General features: G+C 57.6%; 36 protein-coding genes. 35 read left to right on the top strand and 1 reads right to left on the bottom strand.

Features of this window, described 5'->3' with window-relative positions:
- Positions 1-27 precede the first annotated feature (27 nt).
- The 34 genes from rpsL (at position 28) to bfr (ending at position 20,441) form a co-directional block, all read left to right on the top strand.
- Positions 28-399, top strand: a complete 372-nt coding sequence (rpsL, locus tag IAE36_RS11275) for a 30S ribosomal protein S12 (RefSeq protein WP_003255492.1) — start codon at positions 28-30, stop codon at positions 397-399.
- A 106-nt stretch (positions 400-505) separates the two neighbouring features.
- Positions 506-976, top strand: a complete 471-nt coding sequence (gene rpsG / locus IAE36_RS11270) for a 30S ribosomal protein S7 (protein WP_003246741.1) — start codon at positions 506-508, stop codon at positions 974-976.
- 30 nt (positions 977-1,006) lie between these two features.
- A complete protein-coding gene (fusA, locus tag IAE36_RS11265; RefSeq protein WP_028633702.1) occupies positions 1,007-3,151 on the top strand; it encodes an elongation factor G in 2,145 nt (714 codons plus the stop codon).
- Positions 3,152-3,178: 27 nt separating this feature from the next.
- Positions 3,179-4,372 carry an elongation factor Tu gene (gene tuf, locus IAE36_RS11260; RefSeq protein ID WP_038411791.1) on the top strand — a complete coding sequence of 398 codons (1,194 nt, stop codon included), beginning with the start codon at positions 3,179-3,181 and terminating at the stop codon, positions 4,370-4,372.
- A 141-nt stretch (positions 4,373-4,513) separates the two neighbouring features.
- Positions 4,514-4,825 (top strand): 30S ribosomal protein S10, encoded by a 312-nt coding sequence (rpsJ, locus tag IAE36_RS11255; RefSeq protein ID WP_003186070.1) that lies wholly within the window; start codon positions 4,514-4,516, stop codon positions 4,823-4,825.
- A gap of 80 nt (positions 4,826-4,905) precedes the next feature.
- Positions 4,906-5,541, top strand: a complete 636-nt coding sequence (rplC, locus tag IAE36_RS11250; protein WP_028633080.1) for a 50S ribosomal protein L3 — start codon at positions 4,906-4,908, stop codon at positions 5,539-5,541.
- 12 nt (positions 5,542-5,553) lie between these two features.
- Positions 5,554-6,156 (top strand): 50S ribosomal protein L4, encoded by a 603-nt coding sequence (rplD, locus tag IAE36_RS11245; RefSeq protein ID WP_003255485.1) that lies wholly within the window; start codon positions 5,554-5,556, stop codon positions 6,154-6,156.
- The gene (rplW, locus tag IAE36_RS11240) at positions 6,153-6,452 is read left to right on the top strand and encodes a 50S ribosomal protein L23 (RefSeq protein WP_003255484.1); all 300 of its coding nucleotides are present in this window, start codon (positions 6,153-6,155) and stop codon (positions 6,450-6,452) included. The genes rplD and rplW overlap by 4 nt, the downstream gene beginning before the upstream one ends.
- Positions 6,453-6,466: 14 nt before the next feature.
- Positions 6,467-7,291 carry a 50S ribosomal protein L2 gene (gene rplB, locus IAE36_RS11235; RefSeq protein WP_027915105.1) on the top strand — a complete coding sequence of 275 codons (825 nt, stop codon included), beginning with the start codon at positions 6,467-6,469 and terminating at the stop codon, positions 7,289-7,291.
- A 16-nt stretch (positions 7,292-7,307) separates the two neighbouring features.
- A complete protein-coding gene (rpsS, locus tag IAE36_RS11230) occupies positions 7,308-7,583 on the top strand; it encodes a 30S ribosomal protein S19 (protein WP_010486981.1) in 276 nt (91 codons plus the stop codon).
- An 11-nt stretch (positions 7,584-7,594) separates the two neighbouring features.
- Positions 7,595-7,927: a 50S ribosomal protein L22 gene (gene rplV / locus IAE36_RS11225; RefSeq protein ID WP_003103908.1), complete on the top strand. Its 333-nt coding sequence runs from the start codon at positions 7,595-7,597 to the stop codon at positions 7,925-7,927.
- A gap of 13 nt (positions 7,928-7,940) precedes the next feature.
- Positions 7,941-8,627: a 30S ribosomal protein S3 gene (gene rpsC / locus IAE36_RS11220; RefSeq protein ID WP_023535026.1), complete on the top strand. Its 687-nt coding sequence runs from the start codon at positions 7,941-7,943 to the stop codon at positions 8,625-8,627.
- A gap of 12 nt (positions 8,628-8,639) precedes the next feature.
- Complete coding sequence (gene rplP / locus IAE36_RS11215; RefSeq protein ID WP_003255479.1) at positions 8,640-9,053, top strand: 50S ribosomal protein L16; 414 nt, start codon at positions 8,640-8,642, stop codon at positions 9,051-9,053.
- Positions 9,053-9,244, top strand: coding sequence for a 50S ribosomal protein L29 (gene rpmC, locus IAE36_RS11210; protein ID WP_002555481.1), 192 nt, complete (start codon positions 9,053-9,055; stop codon positions 9,242-9,244). Before rplP ends, rpmC begins: the two co-directional genes overlap by 1 nt.
- A gap of 2 nt (positions 9,245-9,246) precedes the next feature.
- Positions 9,247-9,513 (top strand): 30S ribosomal protein S17, encoded by a 267-nt coding sequence (gene rpsQ / locus IAE36_RS11205; protein WP_023534981.1) that lies wholly within the window; start codon positions 9,247-9,249, stop codon positions 9,511-9,513.
- Positions 9,514-9,536: 23 nt separating this feature from the next.
- On the top strand, positions 9,537-9,905 hold the full coding sequence (rplN, locus tag IAE36_RS11200; RefSeq protein ID WP_002555479.1) for a 50S ribosomal protein L14: 369 nt from the start codon (positions 9,537-9,539) through the stop codon (positions 9,903-9,905).
- A gap of 11 nt (positions 9,906-9,916) precedes the next feature.
- Entirely contained in the window at positions 9,917-10,231 is a 315-nt protein-coding gene (gene rplX, locus IAE36_RS11195) for a 50S ribosomal protein L24 (protein ID WP_003255476.1), read from the top strand.
- Positions 10,232-10,251: 20 nt separating this feature from the next.
- Positions 10,252-10,791 (top strand): 50S ribosomal protein L5, encoded by a 540-nt coding sequence (rplE, locus tag IAE36_RS11190; protein WP_003255474.1) that lies wholly within the window; start codon positions 10,252-10,254, stop codon positions 10,789-10,791.
- 13 nt (positions 10,792-10,804) lie between these two features.
- Positions 10,805-11,110, top strand: coding sequence for a 30S ribosomal protein S14 (gene rpsN / locus IAE36_RS11185; RefSeq protein WP_009397499.1), 306 nt, complete (start codon positions 10,805-10,807; stop codon positions 11,108-11,110).
- A 209-nt stretch (positions 11,111-11,319) separates the two neighbouring features.
- A complete protein-coding gene (gene rpsH / locus IAE36_RS11180) occupies positions 11,320-11,712 on the top strand; it encodes a 30S ribosomal protein S8 (protein WP_008089805.1) in 393 nt (130 codons plus the stop codon).
- Positions 11,713-11,724: 12 nt separating this feature from the next.
- Positions 11,725-12,258: a 50S ribosomal protein L6 gene (rplF, locus tag IAE36_RS11175; protein ID WP_003255469.1), complete on the top strand. Its 534-nt coding sequence runs from the start codon at positions 11,725-11,727 to the stop codon at positions 12,256-12,258.
- A 10-nt stretch (positions 12,259-12,268) separates the two neighbouring features.
- Positions 12,269-12,619 (top strand): 50S ribosomal protein L18, encoded by a 351-nt coding sequence (gene rplR, locus IAE36_RS11170; RefSeq protein WP_009397496.1) that lies wholly within the window; start codon positions 12,269-12,271, stop codon positions 12,617-12,619.
- 3 nt (positions 12,620-12,622) lie between these two features.
- Entirely contained in the window at positions 12,623-13,123 is a 501-nt protein-coding gene (gene rpsE / locus IAE36_RS11165; protein WP_003255465.1) for a 30S ribosomal protein S5, read from the top strand.
- 2 nt (positions 13,124-13,125) lie between these two features.
- Positions 13,126-13,302, top strand: coding sequence for a 50S ribosomal protein L30 (gene rpmD, locus IAE36_RS11160; protein WP_023535007.1), 177 nt, complete (start codon positions 13,126-13,128; stop codon positions 13,300-13,302).
- Positions 13,303-13,305: 3 nt separating this feature from the next.
- Positions 13,306-13,740 carry a 50S ribosomal protein L15 gene (gene rplO, locus IAE36_RS11155; protein ID WP_028633079.1) on the top strand — a complete coding sequence of 145 codons (435 nt, stop codon included), beginning with the start codon at positions 13,306-13,308 and terminating at the stop codon, positions 13,738-13,740.
- Positions 13,741-15,072 (top strand): preprotein translocase subunit SecY, encoded by a 1,332-nt coding sequence (secY, locus tag IAE36_RS11150; protein WP_003257108.1) that lies wholly within the window; start codon positions 13,741-13,743, stop codon positions 15,070-15,072. It begins immediately after the preceding gene.
- A 28-nt stretch (positions 15,073-15,100) separates the two neighbouring features.
- The gene (gene rpmJ / locus IAE36_RS11145; RefSeq protein WP_002555468.1) at positions 15,101-15,217 is read left to right on the top strand and encodes a 50S ribosomal protein L36; all 117 of its coding nucleotides are present in this window, start codon (positions 15,101-15,103) and stop codon (positions 15,215-15,217) included.
- 131 nt (positions 15,218-15,348) lie between these two features.
- Positions 15,349-15,705, top strand: a complete 357-nt coding sequence (gene rpsM / locus IAE36_RS11140; RefSeq protein WP_003257112.1) for a 30S ribosomal protein S13 — start codon at positions 15,349-15,351, stop codon at positions 15,703-15,705.
- Between the two features lie 18 nt (positions 15,706-15,723).
- A complete protein-coding gene (rpsK, locus tag IAE36_RS11135; protein ID WP_003255454.1) occupies positions 15,724-16,113 on the top strand; it encodes a 30S ribosomal protein S11 in 390 nt (129 codons plus the stop codon).
- A gap of 15 nt (positions 16,114-16,128) precedes the next feature.
- Positions 16,129-16,749, top strand: coding sequence for a 30S ribosomal protein S4 (gene rpsD / locus IAE36_RS11130; RefSeq protein ID WP_201162781.1), 621 nt, complete (start codon positions 16,129-16,131; stop codon positions 16,747-16,749).
- A 22-nt stretch (positions 16,750-16,771) separates the two neighbouring features.
- A complete protein-coding gene (locus IAE36_RS11125) occupies positions 16,772-17,773 on the top strand; it encodes a DNA-directed RNA polymerase subunit alpha (RefSeq protein ID WP_028633078.1) in 1,002 nt (333 codons plus the stop codon).
- Positions 17,774-17,815: 42 nt separating this feature from the next.
- A complete protein-coding gene (gene rplQ, locus IAE36_RS11120; RefSeq protein WP_003255451.1) occupies positions 17,816-18,202 on the top strand; it encodes a 50S ribosomal protein L17 in 387 nt (128 codons plus the stop codon).
- Between the two features lie 171 nt (positions 18,203-18,373).
- Positions 18,374-19,813 carry a catalase gene (locus IAE36_RS11115; RefSeq protein WP_201162782.1) on the top strand — a complete coding sequence of 480 codons (1,440 nt, stop codon included), beginning with the start codon at positions 18,374-18,376 and terminating at the stop codon, positions 19,811-19,813.
- 163 nt (positions 19,814-19,976) lie between these two features.
- Complete coding sequence (gene bfr / locus IAE36_RS11110; protein WP_028633076.1) at positions 19,977-20,441, top strand: bacterioferritin; 465 nt, start codon at positions 19,977-19,979, stop codon at positions 20,439-20,441.
- Positions 20,442-20,471: 30 nt separating this feature from the next.
- On the opposite strand, the gene uvrA is transcribed toward bfr, so the two are convergent.
- Positions 20,472-23,306 carry an excinuclease ABC subunit UvrA gene (gene uvrA, locus IAE36_RS11105; protein WP_201212415.1) on the bottom strand — a complete coding sequence of 945 codons (2,835 nt, stop codon included), beginning with the start codon at positions 23,304-23,306 and terminating at the stop codon, positions 20,472-20,474.
- Positions 23,307-23,435: 129 nt separating this feature from the next.
- Between uvrA and IAE36_RS11100 the strand changes: the two genes are divergently transcribed.
- A complete protein-coding gene (locus tag IAE36_RS11100) occupies positions 23,436-24,830 on the top strand; it encodes an MFS transporter (RefSeq protein ID WP_028633074.1) in 1,395 nt (464 codons plus the stop codon).

Raw genomic sequence — 24,830 nt, 5'->3', positions numbered from 1 at the left:
TCGCAAGACAATCAGTGGAGCTAGTAGATGGCAACTATCAACCAGCTGGTACGTCAGCCGCGTAAGCGTTCGGTCGAAAAGTCCGACGTTCCTGCGCTGCAGAACTGCCCGCAACGTCGTGGCGTGTGCACCCGTGTGTACACCACCACGCCGAAAAAACCTAACTCGGCACTGCGTAAAGTATGCCGTGTGCGTCTGACCAACGGTTTCGAGGTTTCCTCGTACATCGGTGGTGAAGGCCACAACCTGCAAGAGCACAGCGTCGTCCTGATCCGTGGCGGCCGTGTAAAAGACTTGCCAGGTGTTCGTTACCACACCGTTCGCGGCTCTCTGGATACTTCGGGCGTTAAAGGCCGTAACCAGGGTCGTTCGAAGTACGGTACCAAGCGTCCGAAGTAATCGGCCGTTTGCAGACATCCATTTTTTTGAGTCGATAAGAGTAAGGTCGGGCAGGGGTCGCAGACCCACGTCCCGGGCTAACCTGAAGACCGTTTGAGGGCTTATCATGCCAAGACGTCGTGTAGCAGCAAAACGTGAGATTCTCGACGATCCTAAGTACGGATCTCAGATTCTTGCCAAGTTCATGAACCACGTGATGGAAAGCGGCAAGAAGGCCGTAGCCGAGCGCATCGTTTACGGTGCCCTGGATACTGTCAAAGCGCGCAAGAACAGCGACCCCCTGGAAATCTTCGAGAAAGCTCTCGACGCCATCGCTCCGCTGGTCGAAGTTAAGTCCCGTCGTGTCGGCGGTGCTACTTACCAGGTTCCGGTTGAAGTTCGTCCCTCCCGTCGTAACGCTCTGGCAATGCGCTGGCTCGTAGACTACGCCCGCAAGCGCGGCGAGAAGTCGATGGCTCTGCGCCTGGCCGGCGAGCTGCTGGATGCTGCTGAAGGCAAGGGTGCTGCAGTCAAGAAGCGTGAAGACGTGCACCGTATGGCCGAGGCCAACAAAGCGTTCTCGCACTACCGCTTCTAATTCAAGCATCAATCATTTTGCGAGGGCTTTATGGCTCGTACTACAGCAATTAACCGCTACCGCAACATTGGTATTTGCGCCCACGTTGACGCGGGCAAAACTACCACTACCGAGCGGATCCTGTTCTACACAGGTTTGAGCCACAAAATGGGCGAGGTGCACGACGGCGCCGCGACCACCGACTGGATGGTGCAGGAGCAGGAGCGGGGTATTACCATTACCTCCGCTGCCGTTACCACCTTCTGGAAAGGTTCTGTTGGTCAGTATGACAACTACCGCGTTAACGTCATCGATACCCCCGGCCACGTTGACTTCACCATTGAAGTAGAACGTTCGCTGCGCGTACTCGACGGCGCGGTCGTCGTGTTCTGCGGTACCTCCGGCGTTGAGCCGCAGTCCGAAACCGTATGGCGTCAGGCCAACAAATACGGTGTTCCACGTATCGTCTACGTGAACAAGATGGACCGTGCCGGTGCCAACTTCCTGCGCGTCGTAGGCCAGATCAAGAACCGCCTGGGTCACACCCCGGTTCCGATCCAGCTGGCTATCGGTTCGGAAGATAACTTCCAGGGTCAGGTCGACCTGATCAAGATGAAGGCTATCTACTGGAACGAAGACGACAAAGGCACCACCTATCGCGAGGAAGAGATTCCTGCCGATATGCTGGAGCTGGCTGAAGAGTGGCGCAACAACATGGTTGAAGCCGCCGCCGAAGCCAACGAAGAACTGATGAACAAGTACCTTGAAGAAGGTGAGCTGACCGTCGAAGAGATCAAGGCAGGCCTGCGCGCGCGCACCCTGGCCAGCGAAATCGTTCCGGCTGTCTGCGGTTCGTCGTTCAAGAACAAGGGTGTTCCCCTGGTTCTCGACGCCGTCATCGAGTTCCTGCCTGCTCCGACCGAGATCCCTGCAATTCAGGGTATCAACCCGGACGACAAGGACCTGGACAAAGAAGACCCGGCTGTCCGCAAGGACGAGCGTCACGCTGACGACGACGAGCCGTTCTCGGCCCTGGCGTTCAAGATCGCGACTGACCCGTTCGTGGGTACGCTGACCTTCGTTCGCGTTTACTCGGGCGTTCTGACCTCCGGTGACTCGGTCATCAACTCGGTCAAAGGCAAGAAAGAGCGCGTTGGCCGTATGGTGCAGATGCACGCCAACCAGCGTGAAGAGATCAAAGAAGTTCGCGCTGGTGACATCGCGGCTCTGATCGGCATGAAAGACGTGACCACGGGCGAAACCCTGTGCAACGCCGACAAGCCAATCATTCTCGAGCGTATGGACTTCCCTGAGCCGGTTATTTCGCTCTCCGTAGAGCCAAAAACCAAGGCTGACCAGGAGAAGATGGGCATCGCACTGGGCAAGCTGGCCCAGGAAGACCCGTCGTTCCGCGTCAAGACCGACGAAGAGACTGGCCAGACCATCATCTCCGGTATGGGTGAGCTGCACCTGGACATCCTCGTTGACCGCATGAAGCGCGAATTCAACGTCGAAGCCAACATCGGCAAGCCGCAGGTTTCGTACCGCGAGAAGATCACCAAGTCCAACGTTGAGATCGAAGGCAAATTCGTTCGTCAGTCGGGTGGTCGTGGTCAGTTCGGTCACTGCTGGATCCGTTTCTCGGAGCCGGAAGTTGATGCGAAAGGCAACATCACCGAAGGTCTGGAATTCAAGAACGAAGTCGTGGGTGGTGTAATTCCTAAGGAATTCATTGCCCCGATCCAGAAGGGTATCGAAGAGCAGATGAAAAACGGCGTTGTTGCCGGTTATCCTCTGATCGGCCTCAAGGCCACGGTATTCGACGGTTCGTACCACGACGTCGACTCCAACGAAATGGCGTTCAAAATCGCTGCTTCGATGGCAACCAAGCAACTGGCCCAGAAGGGCGGTGGCGTGGTTCTCGAGCCGATCATGAAAGTCGAAGTTGTAACCCCGGAAGACTACCTGGGTGACGTGATGGGTGACCTGAACCGTCGTCGTGGTCTGGTACAGGGTATGGATGAATCGGTCTCCGGCCGCGTCGTCCGCGCTGAAGTTCCGCTCGGAGAGATGTTCGGTTACGCGACCGACGTTCGTTCCATGTCTCAGGGTCGCGCAAGCTACTCCATGGAATTCTCCAAATACGCCGAAGCTCCGTCGAACATCGTCGAAGCACTCGTTAAAAAACAAGGCTAATCCCCTTTAGGCAAGAGGTTCACTGTCGTGGCTAAAGAAAAATTTGATCGTTCCCTTCCCCACGTTAACGTCGGCACTATCGGCCACGTTGACCACGGTAAGACCACTCTGACCGCAGCTCTGACTCGCGTCTGCTCCGAAGTCTTCGGTTCGGCAGTCGTTGAGTTCGACAAGATCGACTCGGCTCCAGAAGAAAAAGCGCGCGGTATCACCATCAACACCGCTCACGTTGAGTACAACTCGACCATTCGTCACTACGCTCACGTTGACTGCCCAGGTCACGCTGACTACGTGAAGAACATGATCACCGGTGCTGCCCAGATGGACGGCGCGATCCTGGTTTGCTCGGCCGCCGATGGTCCGATGCCACAAACCCGTGAGCACATCCTGCTGTCCCGTCAGGTTGGCGTTCCGTACATCGTGGTCTTCCTGAACAAGGCTGACCTGGTAGACGACGCTGAGCTGCTGGAACTGGTCGAGATGGAAGTTCGCGACCTGCTGTCCACCTACGACTTCCCAGGCGACGACACCCCGATCATCATCGGTTCGGCTCGTATGGCGCTGGAAGGCAAAGACGACAACGAAATGGGCACTACCGCTGTCAAGAAGCTGGTAGAAACTCTGGACAGCTACATTCCTGAGCCCGTTCGTGCCATCGACCAGCCATTCCTGATGCCGATCGAAGACGTATTCTCGATCTCGGGCCGTGGTACCGTTGTAACTGGCCGTATCGAGCGTGGTATCGTCCGCGTTCAGGATCCGCTGGAAATCGTTGGTCTGCGTGACACCACCACCACCACCTGCACCGGTGTTGAGATGTTCCGCAAGCTGCTGGACGAAGGCCGTGCTGGCGAGAACTGCGGCGTTCTGCTGCGTGGTACCAAGCGTGACGACGTTGAGCGTGGCCAGGTTCTGGTCAAGCCAGGTTCGGTCAAGCCGCACACCAAGTTCACCGCAGAAGTCTACGTCCTGTCGAAGGAAGAAGGCGGCCGTCACACGCCGTTCTTCAAAGGCTACCGTCCTCAGTTCTACTTCCGTACCACTGACGTGACCGGTAACTGCGAACTGCCGGAAGGCGTTGAAATGGTAATGCCAGGTGACAACATTCAGATGACTGTTACCCTGATCAAAACCATCGCAATGGAAGACGGTCTGCGCTTCGCTATCCGTGAAGGCGGTCGTACCGTCGGCGCCGGCGTTGTGGCCAAAATCATCGAGTAATCACTCGACCGATTGAAAAAACCCCCGCTCAGCGGGGGTTTTTTTTATTGGGTTGACACTAATTGGGGGCGTCTATAGAATCACGCCTCCTTTTAGCGGGCGTAGTGCGTCCGTTGGGAACAGCCTGGAGTCTGAAATCCAATGCAAAATCAGCAAATCCGAATCAGGTTGAAGGCTTTCGACCATCGCCTGATCGACCAATCCACCCAGGAAATCGTGGAAACCGCGAAACGTACTGGTGCACAAGTGCGTGGTCCAATTCCACTGCCTACCCGCAAAGAGCGTTTCACCGTTCTGGTCTCTCCGCACGTCAACAAAGACGCGCGTGACCAGTACGAGATTCGCACTCATAAGCGTGTTCTGGACATCGTCCAGCCAACGGATAAAACCGTTGATGCGCTGATGAAGCTTGATCTGGCGGCAGGTGTGGAAGTACAGATCAGCCTCGGCTAAGACTTCGGTCTAGTCGTGTAACGCTCTGAAATGGGCGGCCATAGCGGGTGAAAGCCCCGTACACTCATGAGGTTTACAACATGACTATTGGTGTAATCGGTCGCAAGTGCGGTATGACCCGCATTTTCACCGAAGAAGGTGTCTCCATTCCGGTCACGGTCATCGAGATCGAGCCGAATCGTGTCACCCAGTTCAAAACTGAAGAAACCGATGGCTACCGTGCAGTGCAAGTCACTGTCGGCGAGCGTCGTGCTTCGCGTGTGACTGCCGCTCAGGCAGGCCACTTCGCCAAGGCCAACGTTGCCGCTGGTCGCGGTGTTTGGGAGTTCCGTCTTGAAGAAGGCGATTTCCAGGCTGGCGATCTGATCAAAGCTGAACTCTTCGCTGCAGGCCAGCTGGTAGACGTTACTGGTCAGTCCAAAGGTAAAGGCTTCGCCGGTACCATCAAGCGCTGGAACTTCCGTGGCCAGGACAACACCCACGGTAACTCCGTGTCGCACCGTGTCCCAGGTTCCATCGGCCAGTGCCAGACTCCTGGTCGTGTGTTCAAGGGCAAGAAAATGTCCGGTCACATGGGCGCCGAGCGCGTGACTGTGCAGTCCCTGGAAGTTGTTCGCGTAGACGCTGAGCGCAACCTGCTGCTCGTCAAAGGTGCCGTTCCAGGCGCTACTGGCGGCGACGTGGTTGTACGTCCAGCTGTCAAGGCTCGCGGTTAAGGGGAAACTGACATGCAACTTAATGTAAATGACGCTCAGGCGATCGAAGTTTCCGAACTGACTTTCGGTGGCGAATTCAACGAGACGCTGGTACACCAAGCAGTCGTGGCCTACATGGCCGGCGGCCGTCAGGGCACCAAGCAGCAAAAGACCCGTTCCGACGTGGCTGGTGGCGGTAAGCGCCCATGGCGTCAGAAGGGTACTGGCCGTGCTCGTGCTGGTACCACTCGTGGTCCGATCTGGCGTGGCGGTGGTGTCACCTTCGCAGCTCGCCCTCAAGATCACTCGCAGAAGCTCAACAAGAAGATGTATCGCGCTGCCCTGCGTTCCATCCTCGCTGAGCTGGTGCGTAGCGACCGTCTGGTCGTGGTTCAGGACTTCGCTGTTGAAGCGCCGAAAACCAAAGATCTGCTGAACAAGCTGAACGGCATGGGTCTGAGCGATGTGTTGATCGTTTCCGACGCTGTTGATCAGAACCTGTACCTGGCTGCTCGTAACCTGCCGCACGTCGATGTACGTGACGTACAAGGTTCCGACCCGGTCAGTCTGATCGCATACGAGAAAGTGTTGATCACTGTCTCGGCCGTGAAGAAATTCGAGGAGCTGCTGGGATGAACCAGGAACGCGTATTTAAAGTCCTCCTTGGCCCGCACGTTTCCGAGAAGGCTACCGTTCTGGCTGAGAAGAAAGGCCAGTTCGTATTCAAGGTTGCTACCGATGCAACCAAGCTGGAAATCAAGAAAGCTGTCGAAGGCCTGTTCAACGTAAAAGTTGAAAACGTGTCGACTGTTAACGTTCTGGGTAAAACCAAGCGTACCGCACGTGGTCTGGGCAAGCGTAATGACTGGAAGAAGGCGATCGTCTCCCTTCAGCCAGGCCAAGATCTCGATTTCAGCAGCAGTGCTGAGTAAGGAAGGGGTGCATCATGGCAATCGTTAAATGCAAACCGACTTCCCCTGGCCGCCGTTTCGTGGTCAAGGTGGTCAACAAGGAGCTGCACAAAGGCGCTCCTCACGCACCGCTGCTCGAGAAGAAATCGAAGTCTGGTGGTCGTAACAACAATGGCCGTATTACCACGCGTCACGTAGGTGGTGGTCATAAGCAGCATTACCGTCTGGTCGACTTCCGTCGCAACGACAAAGATGGCATCCCCGCCACTGTCGAGCGTATCGAATACGATCCAAACCGTACTGCTCACATCGCCCTGCTGTGCTACGCAGACGGTGAGCGTCGCTACATCATCGCCCCTAAAGGCGTGAGCGCTGGCGACCAGCTGATCGCAGGTGCACTGGCCCCAATCAAGGCCGGTAACTCCCTGCAGCTGCGCAACATTCCAGTAGGTAGCACCATTCACGGCATCGAACTGAAGCCGGGTAAAGGTGCACAGATCGCTCGTTCCGCTGGTGCCTCGGCTCAGCTGATCGCTCGCGAAGGTGTCTACGTGACCCTGCGTCTGCGCTCTGGTGAAATGCGTAAAGTCCTGGCTGAGTGCCGTGCGACCCTGGGCGAAGTCTCGAACTCCGAGCACAGCCTGCGTTCGCTGGGTAAAGCTGGTGCCAAACGCTGGCGCGGCGTTCGCCCAACCGTTCGTGGTGTTGCCATGAACCCGGTTGACCACCCACATGGTGGTGGTGAAGGTCGTACCTCCGGTGGTCGTCATCCGGTATCGCCATGGGGCTTCCCAACCAAGGGTGCTAAAACCCGTGGTAATAAGCGTACCGACAATATGATCGTCCGTCGTCGCAAGTAACTAGAGGGATACGACAGTGCCACGTTCTCTGAAAAAAGGTCCTTTTATCGATCTTCACCTCTTGAAGAAGATCGAAGTGGCGGTGGAGAAGAACGATCGCAAGCCAGTTAAAACCTGGTCGCGCCGTTCGATGATCCTGCCACAAATGGTCGGTCTGACCATCGCCGTACACAACGGTCGTCAACACGTCCCCGTTCTGGTGAACGAAGACATGGTCGGCCACAAACTGGGCGAGTTCGCCGGTACCCGCACCTACCGCGGGCACGTGGCTGACAAGAAAGCCAAGCGTTAAGGGGTAAGGAAATGGAAGTAGCCGCTAAGTTGTCGGGCGCTCGCATCTCCGCCCAGAAAGCCCGCTTGGTCGCCGACCAGATCCGCGGGAAGAAGGTGGGCGAAGCGCTCAACCTGTTGGCCTTCAGCAGCAAAAAAGCCGCTGAAATCATGAAGAAAGTCCTCGAGTCGGCCGTAGCCAACGCCGAACACAACGAAGGCGCAGACGTTGATGACCTGAAGGTCTCCACCGTTTTCGTCAACGAAGGGCGTTCGCTGAAGCGCATCATGCCACGTGCCAAAGGCCGTGCTGATCGCATCGTCAAGCGGTCTTGCCATATCACTGTCAAGGTTGCGGACAAGTAACGGAGTCGATCAGATGGGTCAGAAAGTACATCCCACTGGCATTCGCCTGGGAATCGTCAAGGAGCACACCTCCGTCTGGTACGCAGACGGTGCTACTTACGCAGATTACCTGTTGAAGGATCTGAAAACGCGTGAGTACCTCCACGACAAACTAAAAAGCGCGTCCGTAAGCCGTATCGATATTCATCGTCCGGCTCAAACTGCACGCATCACCATCCACACCGCTCGTCCCGGTATCGTTATCGGCAAGAAGGGTGAGGATGTCGAGAAGCTGCGTCAGGACCTGACCAAGCAGATGGGTGTGCCTGTGCACATCAACATCGAAGAGATCCGCAAGCCGGAACTCGACGCCATGCTGGTTGCGCAAAGCGTAGCTCAGCAGCTGGAACGCCGCGTAATGTTCCGTCGCGCCATGAAGCGCGCCGTGCAGAACGCCATGCGTATTGGTGCCAAGGGCATCAAGATCCAGGTGAGCGGTCGTCTCGGCGGCGCTGAGATTGCTCGTACCGAGTGGTATCGCGAAGGTCGTGTGCCTCTGCACACCCTGCGTGCCGATATCGACTACAACACCTACGAAGCTCACACCACTTACGGTGTGATCGGTGTGAAGGTTTGGATCTTCAAAGGCGAAGTAATTGGTGGTCGCCAAGAAGAACTGAAACCACAAGCACCAGCGCCTCGTAAAAAAGCTGCTAAGTAAGGGGTACGCCAAATGTTGCAACCAAAGCGTACAAAATTCCGCAAGCAGATGACTGGCCACAACCGTGGTCTGGCACTGCGCGGTAGCAAAGTCAGCTTCGGCGAATTCGCCCTGAAAGCTGTTGCTCGCGGTCGCCTCACCGCTCGCCAGATCGAGTCCGCACGTCGTGCGCTGACCCGTCACGTAAAACGTGGCGGCAAGATCTGGATCCGTGTGTTCCCGGACAAGCCGATCTCCAAAAAGCCTCTTGAGGTTCGTATGGGTAAAGGTAAGGGTTCCGTGGAGTACTGGGTTGCCCAGATCCAGCCAGGTAAAGTCCTGTACGAGATCGAGGGTGTTTCTGAAGAGCTGGCGCGCGAAGCTTTCGCCCTGGCTGCTGCAAAGCTGCCTCTCGCCACCTCCTTTGTTAAGCGGACGGTGATGTGATGAAAGCGAATGAACTTCGTGAAAAATCGGCACAGCAGCTGAACGAGCAACTGCTCGGCTTGCTGCGCGACCAGTTCAATCTGCGCATGCAGAAAGCAACTGGCCAGTTGGGGCAGTCGCACCTGCTCTCGCAAGTTAAGCGTGACATCGCTCGCGTGAAAACTGTGCTCAACCAGCAGGCAGGTAAGTGATCATGGCTGAAGCTGAAAAAACCGTCCGTACGCTGACTGGCCGTGTCGTCAGCGACAAAATGGACAAGACCATCACCGTTCTGATCGAGCGTCGCGTCAAGCACCCGATCTACGGTAAATACGTTAAGCGTTCGACTAAGCTGCACGCGCACGACGAAACCAACCAGTGCAAAATCGGCGACAAGGTTTCCATTACCGAAACCCGTCCGCTGGCCAAGACCAAGTCCTGGGCACTGGTTGAAGTCCTCGAACGCGCTGTTGAAGTCTAAGGGCTAGGGGTCGGAGAAATTTTATGATTCAGACTCAATCCATGCTCGATGTGGCCGATAACAGCGGCGCTCGTCGCGTCATGTGCATCAAGGTGCTCGGCGGTTCGCACCGTCGTTACGCCGGCATCGGTGACATCATCAAAGTTACCGTCAAGGAAGCGATTCCGCGCGGTAAGGTCAAAAAAGGCCAAGTGATGACCGCTGTTGTTGTGCGCACCCGTCACGGTGTTCGTCGCGCCGACGGTTCCATCATTCGTTTCGACGGCAACGCTGCTGTTCTGCTGAACAACAAGCAAGAGCCGATCGGCACTCGCATCTTCGGGCCAGTGACCCGTGAACTTCGTACCGAGAAGTTCATGAAGATCGTCTCGCTCGCCCCTGAAGTGCTGTAAGGAGATCCGACATGCAAAAGATTCGTCGTGACGACGAGATCATCGTGATCGCCGGCAAAGACAAAGGTAAGCGCGGTAAGGTGCTGAAGGTTCTCGCTGACGACCGTCTGGTCATCGGTGGCGTGAACCTGGTCAAGCGTCATACCAAGCCTAACCCGATGGCGGGCGTTCAGGGCGGTATCGTCGAGAAAGAAGCGCCTCTGCACGCTTCCAACGTTGCCATCTTCAACGGTGAAACCAACAAGGCTGACCGCGTTGGTTTCAAAGTAGAAGACGGTAAGAAAATTCGTGTCTTCAAGTCGACCCAAAAAGCGGTTGATGCTTGAACACTGCTAGGTAGAAGACCATGGCACGACTGAAAGAGATTTACCGGAACGAAATCGCTCCTAAGCTTAAGGAAGAACTTAAGCTGTCGAACGTGATGGAAGTTCCGCGCGTTACCAAAATCACCCTGAACATGGGTCTGGGCGAAGCCATCGGTGACAAGAAAGTCATCGAGCACGCTGTTGCCGACCTGGAAAAGATCACCGGTCAAAAGCCGGTTGTGACCTTCGCTCGTAAATCCATCGCTGGCTTCAAAGTCCGCGAAGGCTGGCCGATCGGTGTCAAGGTGACCCTGCGTAGCGACAAGATGTACGAATTCCTGGACCGCCTGCTGGCGATCTCCCTGCCTCGGGTTCGCGACTTCCGCGGCCTGAATGCCAAGTCCTTCGATGGCCGTGGCAACTACAGCATGGGCGTGAAAGAGCAGATCATCTTCCCGGAAATCGATTACGACAAGATCGATGCTCTGCGCGGTTTGGACATCACCCTGACCACCACTGCTCGTTCGGACGACGAAGGCCGCGCTCTGCTGCGTGCTTTCAAGTTCCCGTTCCGCAACTGATTGGAGTAGGAAAATGGCCAAGAAGAGCATGAAAAACCGCGAGCTGAAGCGTCAGCTCACGGTAGCCAAGTACGCTAAAAAGCGTGCCGAGCTGAAAGCGACCATCGTCAACCTGAACGCTTCTCCTGAAGAGCGTTTCGCTGCCGTTGTCGCGCTGCAGAAGCAACCGCGTGATGCCAGCGCTGCCCGCCTGCGCAACCGTTGCCGCCTGACCGGTCGTCCTCACGGTGTATACCGTAAGTTCGGCCTGGGCCGTAACATGCTGCGTCAAGCTGCAATGCGTGGTGACGTACCGGGTCTGGTCAAGGCCTCCTGGTAAGCACTGCTGGTGTGATCCCGGTGGAAGGGGAGCAATCTTCCGACCGCCGGTGACCTCGCCCACAAACAAGCCCCTCTATGGGGCTTGTTTCGTTTCTGCGTTGTGTCTAGAATGACCGGCTCACCTGGGCCTGGGTACTTTGCCCTGCCTGCTCAGGTGGTTGTGATAGCCGCAAGGCTAATAATTCTTGTATCAGGAGCATCTAGCCCATGAGTATGCAGGACCCGTTAGCGGACATGCTAACTCGCATCCGTAATGCCCAGATGGCTGAAAAGTCCGTCGTAAGCATGCCTTCTTCTACCCTGAAGGTCGCGGTTGCCAAAGTTCTGAAGGACGAAGGTTACATCGCCGGCTACCAGGTAACTGGTGAGGCCAAGCCTTCCTTGTCGATCGAACTGAAGTACTTCGAAGGCCGTCCGGTCATCGAGGAACTGAAGCGCTCCAGCCGTCCAGGCCTGCGCCAGTACAAGTCCGTCACAGACCTGCCGAAAGTACGTGGCGGTTTGGGCGTGTCTATCGTCTCCACCAACAAAGGTGTGATGACTGATCGCGCTGCGCGCGCTGCCGGTGTCGGCGGCGAAGTTCTGTGCACAGTGTTCTAAGGGGAGATAGGCATGTCTCGCGTCGCTAAGAACCCCGTTAAGCTGCCATCAGGCGTCGAAGTCAAATTCGCCGGCCAGCAGCTTTCGGTGAAGGGTGCCAAAGGCACTCTCGAACTGAACGTTCACTCGTCTGTTGAAGTTACCGAAGAGTCTGGCGAGCTGCGTTTCGTCGCTCGCAACGGTGATCAGCAAGCTCGCGCCATGGCCGGTACCACCCGCGCTCTGGTGAACAACATGGTCCAAGGCGTAAGCCAAGGCTTCGAGCGCAAGCTCCAGCTGGTCGGTGTTGGTTACAAGGCACAGGCAAAGGGCACCGTCCTGAACTTGGCTCTGGGCTTCTCGCATCCAGTGGACTACGAACTGCCAGCCGGTATCACCGCTGAAACCCCAAGCCAAACCGACATCCTGATCAAGGGTATCGACAAGCAGCTGGTGGGTCAGGTGGCCGCTGAAATCCGCGATTTCCGTCCGCCAGAGCCTTACAAAGGTAAAGGTGTGCGTTACGCGGACGAAGTAGTCCGTCGTAAAGAAGCCAAGAAGAAGTAGGGCCTAGCAAATGACCGACAAAAAAGTTACTCGACTGCGTCGCGCTCGCAAAGCACGCCTCAAGATGCACGAACTCGAAGTCGTGCGCCTGTGCGTGTTCCGCTCCTCGCAGCACATCTATGCCCAGGTCATTTCGGCCGACGGCAGCAAGGTTCTGGCAAGTGCCTCGACCTTGGACAAAGAACTGCGTGATGGCGCCACTGGCAACATCGACGCGGCCACTAAGGTTGGCAAGCTGGTAGCTGAGCGCGCGAAAGCCGCCGGTGTATCTCAAGTTGCCTTTGACCGTTCCGGCTTCAAGTACCATGGCCGCGTCAAAGCGCTGGCTGATGCTGCTCGTGAAGGCGGGCTGGAGTTCTAAGTTATGGCAAATAACGATCAAAAGCGCGACGAAGGCTACATCGAGAAGCTGGTTCAAGTTAACCGCGTTGCCAAAACCGTAAAAGGCGGCCGTATCTTCACCTTCACCGCGCTGACCGTGGTAGGTGATGGTAAAGGTCGTGTTGGCTTCGGCCGTGGCAAATCGCGCGAAGTACCTGCTGCGATCCAGAAAGCCATGGAAGCTGCTCGCCGCAACATGATCCAGGTTGACCTGAAGGGCACCACCCTGCAGTACGCCACCAAGGCTGCCCACGGCGCCTCGAAGGTTTACATGCAGCCTGCTTCGGAAGGTACCGGTATCATCGCCGGTGGCGCAATGCGTGCTGTCCTGGAAGTTGCTGGTGTTCAGAACGTTCTGGCCAAGTGCTACGGTTCGACCAACCCAGTGAACGTGGTTTACGCCACCTTCAAGGGTCTGAAAGCCATGCAATCTCCTGAATCCATTGCTGCCAAGCGCGGCAAGAGCGTCGAGGAGATCTTCTGATCATGGCAACCGTAAAAGTAACGCTGATCAAGAGCACCGCCGGCCGCCTGCCTAACCACATCCTGTGTGTTAAAGGCCTGGGCCTGCGTCGCATCGGTCACACTGTAGAAGTCCAGGATACTCCCGAGAACCGCGGGATGATCAACAAGGCTTACTACATGCTGAAGGTCGAGGGTTAATCGATGAAACTCAATGATCTGAGTCCAGCGCCGGGTTCCCGTCGCGAGAAGCATCGTCCGGGTCGTGGTATCGGTAGCGGTTTGGGCAAGACTGGTGGCCGTGGTCACAAAGGTCAGACCTCCCGTTCCGGTGGCACCATCGCTCCGGGCTTCGAAGGCGGTCAACAGCCGCTGCACCGTCGTCTGCCGAAGTTCGGCTTCGTTTCCCTGAAAGCCATGGACCGCGCAGAAGTGCGTCTGTCCGAGCTGGCCAAGGTGGAAGGCGACGTGGTTTCCGTGCAGTCCCTGAAGGATGCCAATGTGATCGGCCAGAACGTTCAGCGTGTGAAAATCATGCTGTCTGGCGAAGTCACTCGCGCAGTTACCATCAAGGGCATCGCAGCCACCAAGGGTGCGCGTGCGGCTATCGAAGCAGCTGGCGGCAAGTTCGAGGAATAAATGGCTAAGCAAGGTGCTCTCTCTTCGCTCGGTAAGGGCGGGATGTCGGAACTCTGGGCTCGTCTGCGCTTTCTGTTCATGGCGATCATCGTCTATCGGATAGGTGCGCATATCCCGGTTCCTGGCATCAATCCAGACCGGCTGGCGGATCTGTTTCGGCAGAATGAGGGGACCATTCTTAGCTTGTTCAACATGTTTTCCGGTGGCGCGCTTGAGCGCATGAGCATCTTTGCACTGGGGATCATGCCGTACATTTCGGCATCGATCATCATGCAGCTGATGACCGCGGTCAGCCCGCAACTGGAGCAGTTGAAGAAGGAAGGTGAAGCTGGCCGTCGCAAGATCAGCCAGTACACCCGCTACGGCACCGTTATCCTGGCGCTGGTACAAGCCATTGGCATGTCCATTGGCCTGGCCAACCAGGGCGTGGCGTTTTCTGTAGGCCTGGGCTTCCATGTCGTCGCCGTCTCCACGTTTGTGGCGGGCGCGATGTTCATGATGTGGCTGGGCGAGCAGATCACCGAGCGCGGTGTGGGCAACGGTATCTCGATGTTGATCTTCGCAGGTATCGTTGCCGGTCTTCCGAGAGCAATCGGGCAGTCTTTCGAGTCTGCGCGCACAGGCGATATCAACATCTTCGCCCTGGTCGCTATCGGTTTGCTGGCAGTAGCGATTATCGGTTTCGTGGTGTTCATTGAGCGTGGTCAGCGGCGCATCGCCGTTCATTATGCCAAGCGTCAGCAGGGCCGCAAGGTCTTCGCTGCGCAGACCAGCCACTTGCCGCTGAAAGTGAACATGGCGGGGGTTATCCCGGCCATCTTCGCGAGCAGCATTCTGCTGTTCCCGGCTTCGCTGGGTGCCTGGTTCGGTCAGTCCGAAGGTATGGGCTGGCTGCAGGACATCTCGCAGTCGATCGCTCCTGGTCAGCCGTTGAACATTTTGCTGTTTAGTGCAGGGATCATTTTCTTCTGCTTCTTCTACACAGCGCTGATGTTCAACCCGAAAGACGTAGCGGAAAACCTGAAGAAGTCCGGTGCCTTTATTCCGGGTATCCGTCCTGGTGAGCAGTCGGCGCGCTACATTGATGGCGTTCTGACCCGTTTGACCATGTTCGGTGCTCTTTACATGATGGCCGTCTGCCTTCTGCCCCAGTTCCTGGTGGTGGCAGCAAATGTGCCGTTCTACCTTGGCGGGACCTCGTTGCTGATTGTGGTAGTGGTTGTGATGGACTTCATGTCCCAAGTACAATCGCACCTCGTTTCGCACCAGTACGAATCCCTGATGAAGAAAGCCAACCTGAAAGGCTACGGTGGCAGCGGTTTGCTGCGCTGATACGCCCCTAAGGTTCGAGGAGTCGGTAATGAAAGTTCGTGCATCGGTGAAAAAGCTGTGCCGCAACTGCAAGATCATCCGTCGCGAAGGCGTCGTACGAGTGATCTGCAGCGCAGAACCGCGTCATAAACAGCGCCAAGGCTGAGTGTGACCTGTGCTTCAAACCCAGCAGCTAGTGTGCTGCTGGGTTGATTATTCGTTTCTACAGCGATATTATCTCGCGCCCTATTTCTTGGCTTCCGGGGCGTAGGTAGCTGTCAATTGGAGTCCCACTGAATGGCCCGTATTGCAGGCGTTAACATTCCAGATAACAAGCATGCTGTTATCTCGCTGACCTACATCTATGGTGTTGGTCGCACCACTGCACAGAAAATCTGTGCAGACGCTGGCGTAAACCCAGCCGCAAAGATCAAGGATCTGAGCGACGAGCAAATCGAAACCCTGCGTGGCGAAGTTGCGAAGTTCACCACCGAAGGTGACCTGCGTCGTGACATCAACATGAAGATCAAGCGCTTGATGGACCTGGGTTGCTACCGCGGCCTGCGTCATCGTAAAGGTCTGCCGGTTCGCGGTCAGCGCACCAAGACCAACGCACGCACCCGTAAGGGCCCGCGTAAGCCGATCCGCAAGTAATCGCCCAGGAATATAGACATGGCAAAACCTGCTGCTCGTCCTCGTAAGAAAGTCAAAAAGACAGTGGTTGATGGCATCGCCCACATCCATGCGTCTTTCAACAACACCATCGTGACCATCACCGACCGTCAGGGCAATGCTTTGTCCTGGGCGACCTCCGGTGGTTCGGGTTTCCGTGGTTCGCGCAAATCCACCCCGTTCGCAGCTCAGATTGCTGCCGAGCGTGCTGGTCAAGCTGCGCTGGAATACGGTCTGAAGAACCTCGACGTTAACGTCAAGGGTCCAGGTCCAGGTCGTGAGTCCGCCGTTCGTGCATTGAACAGCTGCGGCTACAAGATCGCCAGCATCACCGACGTGACGCCAATCCCGCATAACGGGTGCCGTCCGCCGAAGAAGCGTCGCGTGTAATCAGGAGACAGATAAATGGCACGTTACATTGGTCCAAAATGCAAACTGTCTCGCCGTGAAGGCACTGACCTTTTCCTGAAGAGCGGCGTTCGCGCTCTGGAATCGAAGTGCAACATCGAAGCAGCCCCAGGTATCCACGGCCAGCGCCGTGGCCGTCAGTCCGACTACGGTACCCAGCTGCGCGAGAAACAGAAAGTTCGTCGTATCTACGGTGTACTGGAGCGTCAGTTCCGCGGTTACTACCAAGCTGCAGCCTCGAAAAAAGGCGCAACCGGTGAGAACCTGCTGCAACTGCTCGAGTGCCGCCTGGATAACGTCGTTTACCGTATGGGCTTCGGCTCGACTCGTTCCGAGTCCCGTCAGCTGGTTTCGCACAAAGCGATCACCGTCAACGGTAAAACTGTAAACATTCCATCCTACCAAGTTCGTCCGGGTGACGTGGTCGCGGTTCGTGAGAAGTCGCTGAACCAGCTGCGCATTGTTCAAGCCCTTGAACTGTGCGCCCAGCGTGGCCGCGTTGAGTGGGTTGATGTGGATGCTGCTAAAAAGTCGGGCGTTTTCAAGAACGTTCCTGCTCGCAGCGACCTGTCTGCCGACATCAACGAAAACCTGATTGTCGAGCTCTACTCCAAGTAAGGGCTAGAAAATAGGTGCATCCATGCAGATTTCGGTAAATGAGTTCCTGACTCCCCGCCATATTGATGTGCAGGTAGTCAGTCCGACCCGCGCCAAGATCACGCTCGAGCCTCTCGAGCGTGGCTTCGGCCATACCCTGGGCAACGCGCTGCGCCGCATCCTGTTGTCCTCCATGCCTGGCTGTGCAGTAGTCGAGGCCGAGATCGATGGCGTACTCCATGAGTACTCCGCGATCGAAGGTGTACAGGAAGATGTCATTGAAATCCTGTTGAACCTGAAAGGCCTGGCTCTCAAACTGCACGGTCGTGACGAAGTTACGCTGACCTTGTCGAAAAAGGGTTCGGGGGTGGTTACCGCTGCCGATATTCAGCTGGATCACGATGTCGAGATCGTCAACCCCGATCACGTAATCGCGAACCTGGCGTCTAATGGCGCCCTGAACATGAAGCTCACTGTAGCTCGTGGTCGCGGTTACGAGCCGGCCGACTCCCGTCAGACCGACGAAGACGAAAGCCGTAGCATTGGCCGTCTGCAGTTGGACGCCTCCTTCAGCCCTGTGCGTCGTATCGCCTATGTGGTCGAGAACGCCCGTGTTGAACAGCGTACCAACCTGGACAAGCTGGTCATTGATCTGGAAACCAACGGCACCCTGGATCCTGAAGAGGCTATCCGCCGCGCTGCGACCATCCTGCAACAGCAGCTGGCCGCGTTCGTCGACCTCAAGGGTGACAGCGAGCCTGTCGTAGTCGAGCAGGAAGACGAGATCGATCCGATCCTGCTGCGTCCGGTTGACGACCTGGAACTGACTGTACGTTCGGCCAACTGCCTGAAGGCGGAGAACATCTACTACATCGGCGACCTGATTCAGCGTACCGAAGTAGAGCTGTTGAAAACTCCTAACCTTGGCAAGAAGTCCCTGACCGAAATCAAGGACGTCCTGGCCTCTCGTGGTCTGTCTCTCGGCATGCGCCTCGACAACTGGCCGCCTGCAAGTCTTAAGAAAGACGACAAGGCGACCGCCTGATCGTCGTAATCACCGAACGTAGTGTTTGGTAAGGAATGAATCATGCGTCATCGTAAAAGTGGACGTCACCTGAGCCGTACCAGCTCTCACCGCAAGGCTATGTTCCAGAACATGGCAGTGTCGCTGATCGAGCACGAGCTGATCAAAACCACCCTGCCGAAAGCCAAGGAACTGCGTCGCGTTGCCGAGCCGCTGATCACCCTGGCCAAGGAAGACAGCGTTGCTAACCGTCGTCTGGCCTTCGACCGTACTCGTTCGAAGTCCGCTGTTGGCAAACTGTTCAACGATCTGGGCAAGCGCTACGCCACCCGTCAGGGCGGCTACCTGCGTATCCTGAAGTGCGGTTTCCGCGCTGGCGACAACGCGCCTATGGCGTACGTCGAGCTGGTTGATCGTCCAGTCGGTGGTGCTGTAGAAGCTGCCGAGTAAGACGTTCTGTCTGCTACAAGAAACCGGGCCTAGTGCCCGGTTTTTTGTGCTCGCTAAAATTGTCTTTTTCTATTGATATGAATCAGTTAATGAATTTGGTTTAAGGCTGCCGCTCGTCGATACTCTCCCTCAAGCCGATCCCATGGCACTGAATGTTGATAAGGAGAGCCCATGAGCAAGATTCTCACCACCGCAAGCGGCGCACCTGTAGCCGATAACCAGAACTCCCGATCTGCCGGCCCTCGCGGCCCGTTGCTGCTCGACGACTTCCACCTCATCGAGAAGCTCGCCCATTTCAACCGTGAAAACATTCCGGAGCGCCGTGTTCACGCCAAGGGCTCGGGTGCTTATGGCACCTTCACGGTTACCCGTGACATCACTCAATACACCAGCGCCAAACTGTTCGATCAAGTCGGCAAGCAGACCGAAACGTTCCTGCGTTTCTCCACCGTGGGTGGTGAACGCGGCTCGGCTGACACCGAGCGCGACCCGCGCGGGTTCGCCGTGAAGTTTTACACCGAAGAAGGCAACTGGGACATTGTTGGCAACAACACCCCGGTGTTCTTCATCCGCGACCCGCTGAAATTCCCGGACTTCATCCATACCCAGAAGCGTCACCCGCAGACCAACCTGAAGAATGCCCAGATGATGTGGGACTTCTGGTCGCACTCGCCTGAGGCGCTGCACCAGGTCACCATCTTGTTCTCCGACCGGGGTATCCCGGATGGCTACCGGCACATGCATGGTTTTGGCAGCCACACCTACAGCCTGATCAGTGCACAAGGTGAGCGCACCTGGGTGAAGTGGCACTTCAAGACTCAACAGGGCATCAAGAACCTCGCACCTGCCGATGCCGCACGCCTGGCAGGCACTGACCCCGACTACGCTCAGCGCGACCTTTTCGAAGCGATCGACCGCGGTGAGTATCCGCGCTGGACGGTGTGCATCCAGGTGATGAGCGAAGCTGAGGCAGCCAACCGTGCCGAGAACCCGTTCGACGTCACCAAGACCTGGTCTCAGAAAGACTACCCACTGATCGAAGTGGGTGTGCTGGAGCTCAACCGCAACCCGCTCAACTACTTTGCTGAAGTTGAACAGGCCGCATTTGGCCCCAGCAACATGGTGCCGGGCGTCGGCCTGTCGCCTGACCGCATGCTGCAAGGCCGCGTATTCGCCTACGCCGACGCGCATCGCTACCGGGTAGGCACCAACCACCAGCACCTTCCAGTAAACGCGCCACGCTGCGCCGTAAACAGCTATCAGCGTGATGGTTCCATGGCCACGGGCAGCTATGGCGGTGCACCCAACTACGAGCCCAATAGCTACGCTGACGCCCCCAAGCAGTCGCCAGCTCACGCTGAACCGGCCTTGGCCCTCAGTGGCGCAGCAGACCGCCACGACCACCGTGTGGACAACGACTATTACAGCCACGCCGGGGCGCTGTTCCGTCTGATGAGCGAAGCCCAAAGGTCGCTGCTGATCAACAACATTGCCGGCACCATGGCGGGTGTGAGTGAAGATGTCATCCAGCGCCAGTTGCAGTACTTCTTCAACGCTGACCCGGCGTATGGGGAGGGCATTGCCAAAGCGTTGGGCGTGAACCTCGCCTAAGTCGAAGTGATAAGAAGAACCGCCCTCATTTGGGCGGTTTTTCAATGAATATCACTACTGTTTGCCCGATTTTTTGCATCGAATTGCGCATTTCTCAGTGACCGTGGCGCAAAGCTGGTTCACACTATGTGCCATAGACGTTTTCATATGGAGAAGCAGGGCGATGCAAGGCCACCCGGACGTAATCAATTACCTCGTCACGTTGCTGAAGGGCGAACTGGCAGCGCGCGACCAGTACTTCATTCACTCACGGATGTATGAAGACTGGGGCCTGTCCAAGCTCTATGAACGTATCAACCACGAGATGGAAGAAGAAACCCAGCACGCCGACGCGTTGATGCGCCGCATCCTCATGCTCGAGGGCACGCCAGACATGCGTGCGGACGATCTGGAAGTGGGTACCACGGTGCCAGAGATGATCGAAGCCGACCTGAAGCTGGAGTACAAGGTGCGTGGCGCGCTGTGCAAAGGCATCGAACTGTGCGAGCTGCACAAGGACTATGTCAGCCGTGACATTCTGCGAGCCCAGTTGGCCGATACGGAAGAAGATCACACCTACTGGCTGGAGAAGCAGCAGGGTTTGATCAAAGCCATTGGCCTGCAGAATTACTTGCAGTCGCAGATGTAATGGAAGGGGCCGCTAAGCGGCCCCTTTTGCTTATGCCTTGTCCCGCTCCAACAGCGGCTTGAGGTAGTGCCCTGTGTAAGACTGCTTCATCTTGCTCAGCTCTTCGGGGGTTCCGCAGGCAATGATCTGCCCACCTTTGGAACCGCCTTCCGGCCCCAGGTCCACCAACCAGTCAGCCGTTTTGATCACATCCAGGTTGTGTTCAATCACCACCACGGTGTTGCCGTGGTCGCGCAGCCGGTGCAATACATCCAGCAACTGCTGAATATCCGCAAAGTGCAGCCCTGTGGTCGGCTCGTCAAGAATGTACAAGGTCTTGCCGGTATCGCGCTTGGACAGCTCACGTGACAGCTTCACCCGCTGCGCTTCACCACCCGACAACGTGGTCGCCGACTGGCCCAGCTTGATGTAGGAAAGGCCGACGTCCATCAGCGTCTGCAGCTTGCGCGCCAGTGCCGGTACGGCATCGAAGAACTCGCGAGCGTCTTCGATGGTCATTTCCAGCACTTCGTGAATGTTCTTGCCCTTGTACTTGATCTCCAGCGTTTCGCGGTTGTAGCGCTTGCTCTTGCACACATCGCAAGGCACGTAGATGTCCGGAAGGAAGTGCATCTCTACCTTGATCAGGCCGTCGCCCTGGCACGCTTCGCAGCGCCCGCCTTTGACGTTGAACGAGAACCGGCCAGGGCCGTAGCCCCGTGAACGTGACTCTGGCACGCCGGAGAACAACTCGCGGATCGGCGTGAAGATGCCCGTGTAGGTAGCCGGGTTGGAGCGGGGCGTTCGGCCAATGGGGCTCTGGTCGATGTCTACCACCTTGTCCAGGTGCTGCAGGCCGTCCATGCTGGCGTGTGGCGCTGCTTCCTGCGTACTGGCGCCATTCAGCGCGGTAGCAGCCAAGGGGAACAAGGTGTTGTTGATCAGTGTCGATTTGCCCGACCCGGATACCCCTGTCACGCAGGTCAGCAGGCCGATCGGGATTTCCAGGTCGACGTTCTGCAAGTTGTTGCCACGCGCGCCTTTGAGCTTGAGCTGCAGCTTCTTGTTGCGCGGTGTGCGCTTGGCCGGCACGACGATTTTCTTGCGCCCCGACAGGTATTTGCCGGTCAGCGAATCAGGGTGGTCCATGACCTCCTGCGGCGTCCCCTCAGCGACGATCTGCCCGCCATGCACACCGGCACCCGGGCCGATGTCCACCACGTAGTCAGCCAGGCGGATGGCGTCTTCGTCGTGTTCAACCACGATCACGGTGTTGCCCAGGTCGCGCAGGTGGTTGAGCGTGGCCAGCAGGCGGTCATTGTCCCGTTGATGAAGGCCGATGGACGGCTCATCGAGGATGTACATCACCCCCACCAGGCCTGCACCGATCTGGCTGGCCAGGCGAATACGCTGCGCCTCGCCACCGGACAAGGTTTCCGCGCTGCGGTCCAGGGTCAGGTAGTCGAGCCCGACGTTCACCAGAAACTGCAGGCGCTCACAGATCTCCTTGAGAATCTTCGATGCAATTTCACCGCGCCGGCCGGTCAGGGTCAGTTCACTGAAATAGCCACTGGCATCGCCAATGGGCATGTTGGCGACGGCCGGCAGGGTTTTCTCGCCCACCCAGACATGGCGCGCTTCACGGCGCAGGCGGGTGCCGCGGCAGTCCGGGCAGGGCTGGGTGCCGAGGAACTTGGCCAGTTCCTCGCGCACGGTAGCCGACTCGGTTTCGCGATAACGGCGCTCCAGGTTCGGCACGATGCCTTCGAACGGGTGCGAGCGCTTGACGATGTCGCCCCGGTCATTCAGGTACTTGAAGTCGACGCTCTGCTTGCCACTGCCCTGCAGGATCACCTTCTGGTGTTCAGGGGCCAGCTCGCCGAAGGGCTCGTCCAGGCTAAAGCCATAGTGCCCGGCCAGTGACCCGAGCATCTGGAAGTAGTAGACGTTGCGCCGGTCCCAGCCGCGTATCGCCCCCTCGGCAAGCGTCAACTCGGCGTTGACCAGGCGCTTGGTGTCGAAGAACTGCTTCACCCCCAGGCCATCACAGGTGGGGCAGGCGCCGGCCGGGTTGTTGAAGGAAAACAGCTTGGGTTCCAGCTCGCTGATGGCATGGCCGCAAATGGGGCAGGCGAAGCGCGCCGAGAAAATCGTCTCTTCACCGGGTTCATCGTCCATCGGCGCGACCAGCGCGATACCATCGGCCAGCTTGAGAGCAGTCTCGAACGACTCTGCAAGGCGCTGCTGCAGGTCGGCACGCACCTTGAAGCGGTCCACGACGACATCGATGCTGTGCTTTTTCTGCTTGTCCAGCTTGGGCAGTTCGTCCAGCTCATACAGCTTGCCATTGACCCGGGCCCGCACGAAGCCTTGTGCGCGCAGCTCGTCGAACACGGCAAGGTGCTCGCCTTTGCGCTCGCGTATCACCGGGGCCAGCAGCATCAGCTTGCTGCCCTCAGGGCGCTCCAGCACCAGGTCCACCATCTGGCTGACCGTTTGCGCTTCCAGCGGAATGTCGTGGTCTGGGCAGCGGGGGGTGCCGACCCTGGCATACAGCAAGCGCAGGTAGTCGTAGATCTCGGTAATGGTACCCACGGTAGAGCGCGGGTTGTGCGAGGTAGACTTCTGCTCGATGGAGATGGCCGGTGACAGGCCTTCGATGGTGTCGACGTCTGGCTTTTCCATCATCGACAGGAACTGCCGGGCGTAGGCCGACAGCGATTCGACGTAACGGCGCTGGCCCTCGGCATACAGGGTATCGAAGGCCAGGGATGACTTGCCCGACCCGGACAGGCCGGTGATGACGATGAGCTTGTCCCGGGGCAGGGTCAGGTCGATGTTCTTCAGGTTGTGGGTACGTGCCCCACGAATCAGGATCTTGTCCACTGCGGCCTCGCTCGGCGGGCATAAACGAAGAATTATACGGCGCCCTGCCAGTACGCGGCAAAGCGTCGCGTAGATGCCGTCAAGCTGTCGGACTGATAGAATCGCCGCCGGTTCATACGAGATTAATCCATGCACGACACCCACAACGAGCGCATGAGCAGCAGCGAAACCCGCGCCGCTGGCGGCCTGGCCTTGGTCTTTGCCTTTCGTATGCTGGGCATGTTCATGGTCTTGCCGGTGCTTGCCACCTACGGGATGGACCTGGCAGGCGCAACGCCGGCGCTGATCGGCCTGGCCATCGGTGCCTATGGCCTGACGCAGGCGGTGTTGCAGATCCCGTTTGGCATGGTGTCCGACCGTATCGGCCGGCGCCCGGTGATCTACCTCGGGCTGGTGGTGTTCGCCCTGGGCAGTGTGCTGGCGGCCCAGGCGGATTCGATCTGGGGCGTAATCGCCGGGCGCATCCTGCAGGGCGCCGGGGCTATTTCTGCCGCCGTCATGGCGCTGTTGTCCGACCTCACCCGCGAACAGCACCGCACCAAGGCCATGGCCATGATCGGCATGAGCATCGGCCTGTCCTTCGCCGTGGCGATGGTCGTCGGGCCACTGCTGACAAGTGCCTTCGGGTTGTCAGGTTTGTTCCTTGCCACTGCAGGTCTTGCCCTGGTCGGGATCGCCCTCATCGCGTTCGTGGTGCCGGCCACCCACACCCTGTTGCAGCACCGCGAATCCGGCGTGGCACGCCAGGCCATCGGGCCAACCCTGCGCCACCCGGACCTTTTGCGCCTGGACGCGAGCATTTTCATCCTGCACGCCATCCTCATGGCAAGCTTTGTCGCACTGCCGTTGGCGTTCGTCGAGCGTGGCGGCCTGCCGAAGGAGCAGCACTGGTGGGTATACCTGACCGCGTTGTTCGTCTCATTTTTTGCAATGGTGCCGTTCATCATCTACGGCGAGAAAAAGCGCAAGATGAAACGCGTGCTGGCCGGGGCGGTCAGTGTGCTGCTGCTGGTGGAGGTGTTCTTCTGGCAGTGGGCTGACGGTTTGCGCGGACTGGTGATCGGCACCGTGGTATTCTTCACTGCATTCAACCTGCTGGAGGCATCGCTGCCTTCGCTGGTGAGCAAGGTGTCACCCGCCGGTGGCAAAGGGACGGCGATGGGGGTTTACTCCACCAGCCAGTTTCTCGGTGCGGCCTTGGGCGGCATCATGGGCGGCTGGTTGTTCCAGCACGGCGGGCTGAACCTGGTGTTCCTCGGTTGCGCAATACTGTGTGCCATCTGGCTGGTCGTCGCCTTGAGCATGAACGAGCCGCCGTATGTGACCAGCCTGCGCATGCCCTTGACGCCTGAGGCCGCAAACGAAGCCGGCTTGGCCACGCGGCTGATGGCCGTGCCTGGCGTGACCGACGCCGTGGTGGTGGCAGAGGAAGCAGCCGTCTACATCAAACTGGATACGAAAATTTTGGACCGCACGACCCTGGAGCGCCTGGTAAACCCAGCCTCAGCGGCGTGCGAAGCCTAG

This window comes from Pseudomonas sp. S36 (assembly GCF_016647875.1).
GTDB classification, from domain to species: domain Bacteria; phylum Pseudomonadota; class Gammaproteobacteria; order Pseudomonadales; family Pseudomonadaceae; genus Aquipseudomonas; species Aquipseudomonas parafulva.
This window is presented reverse-complemented; position numbering and strand designations above follow the sequence as displayed.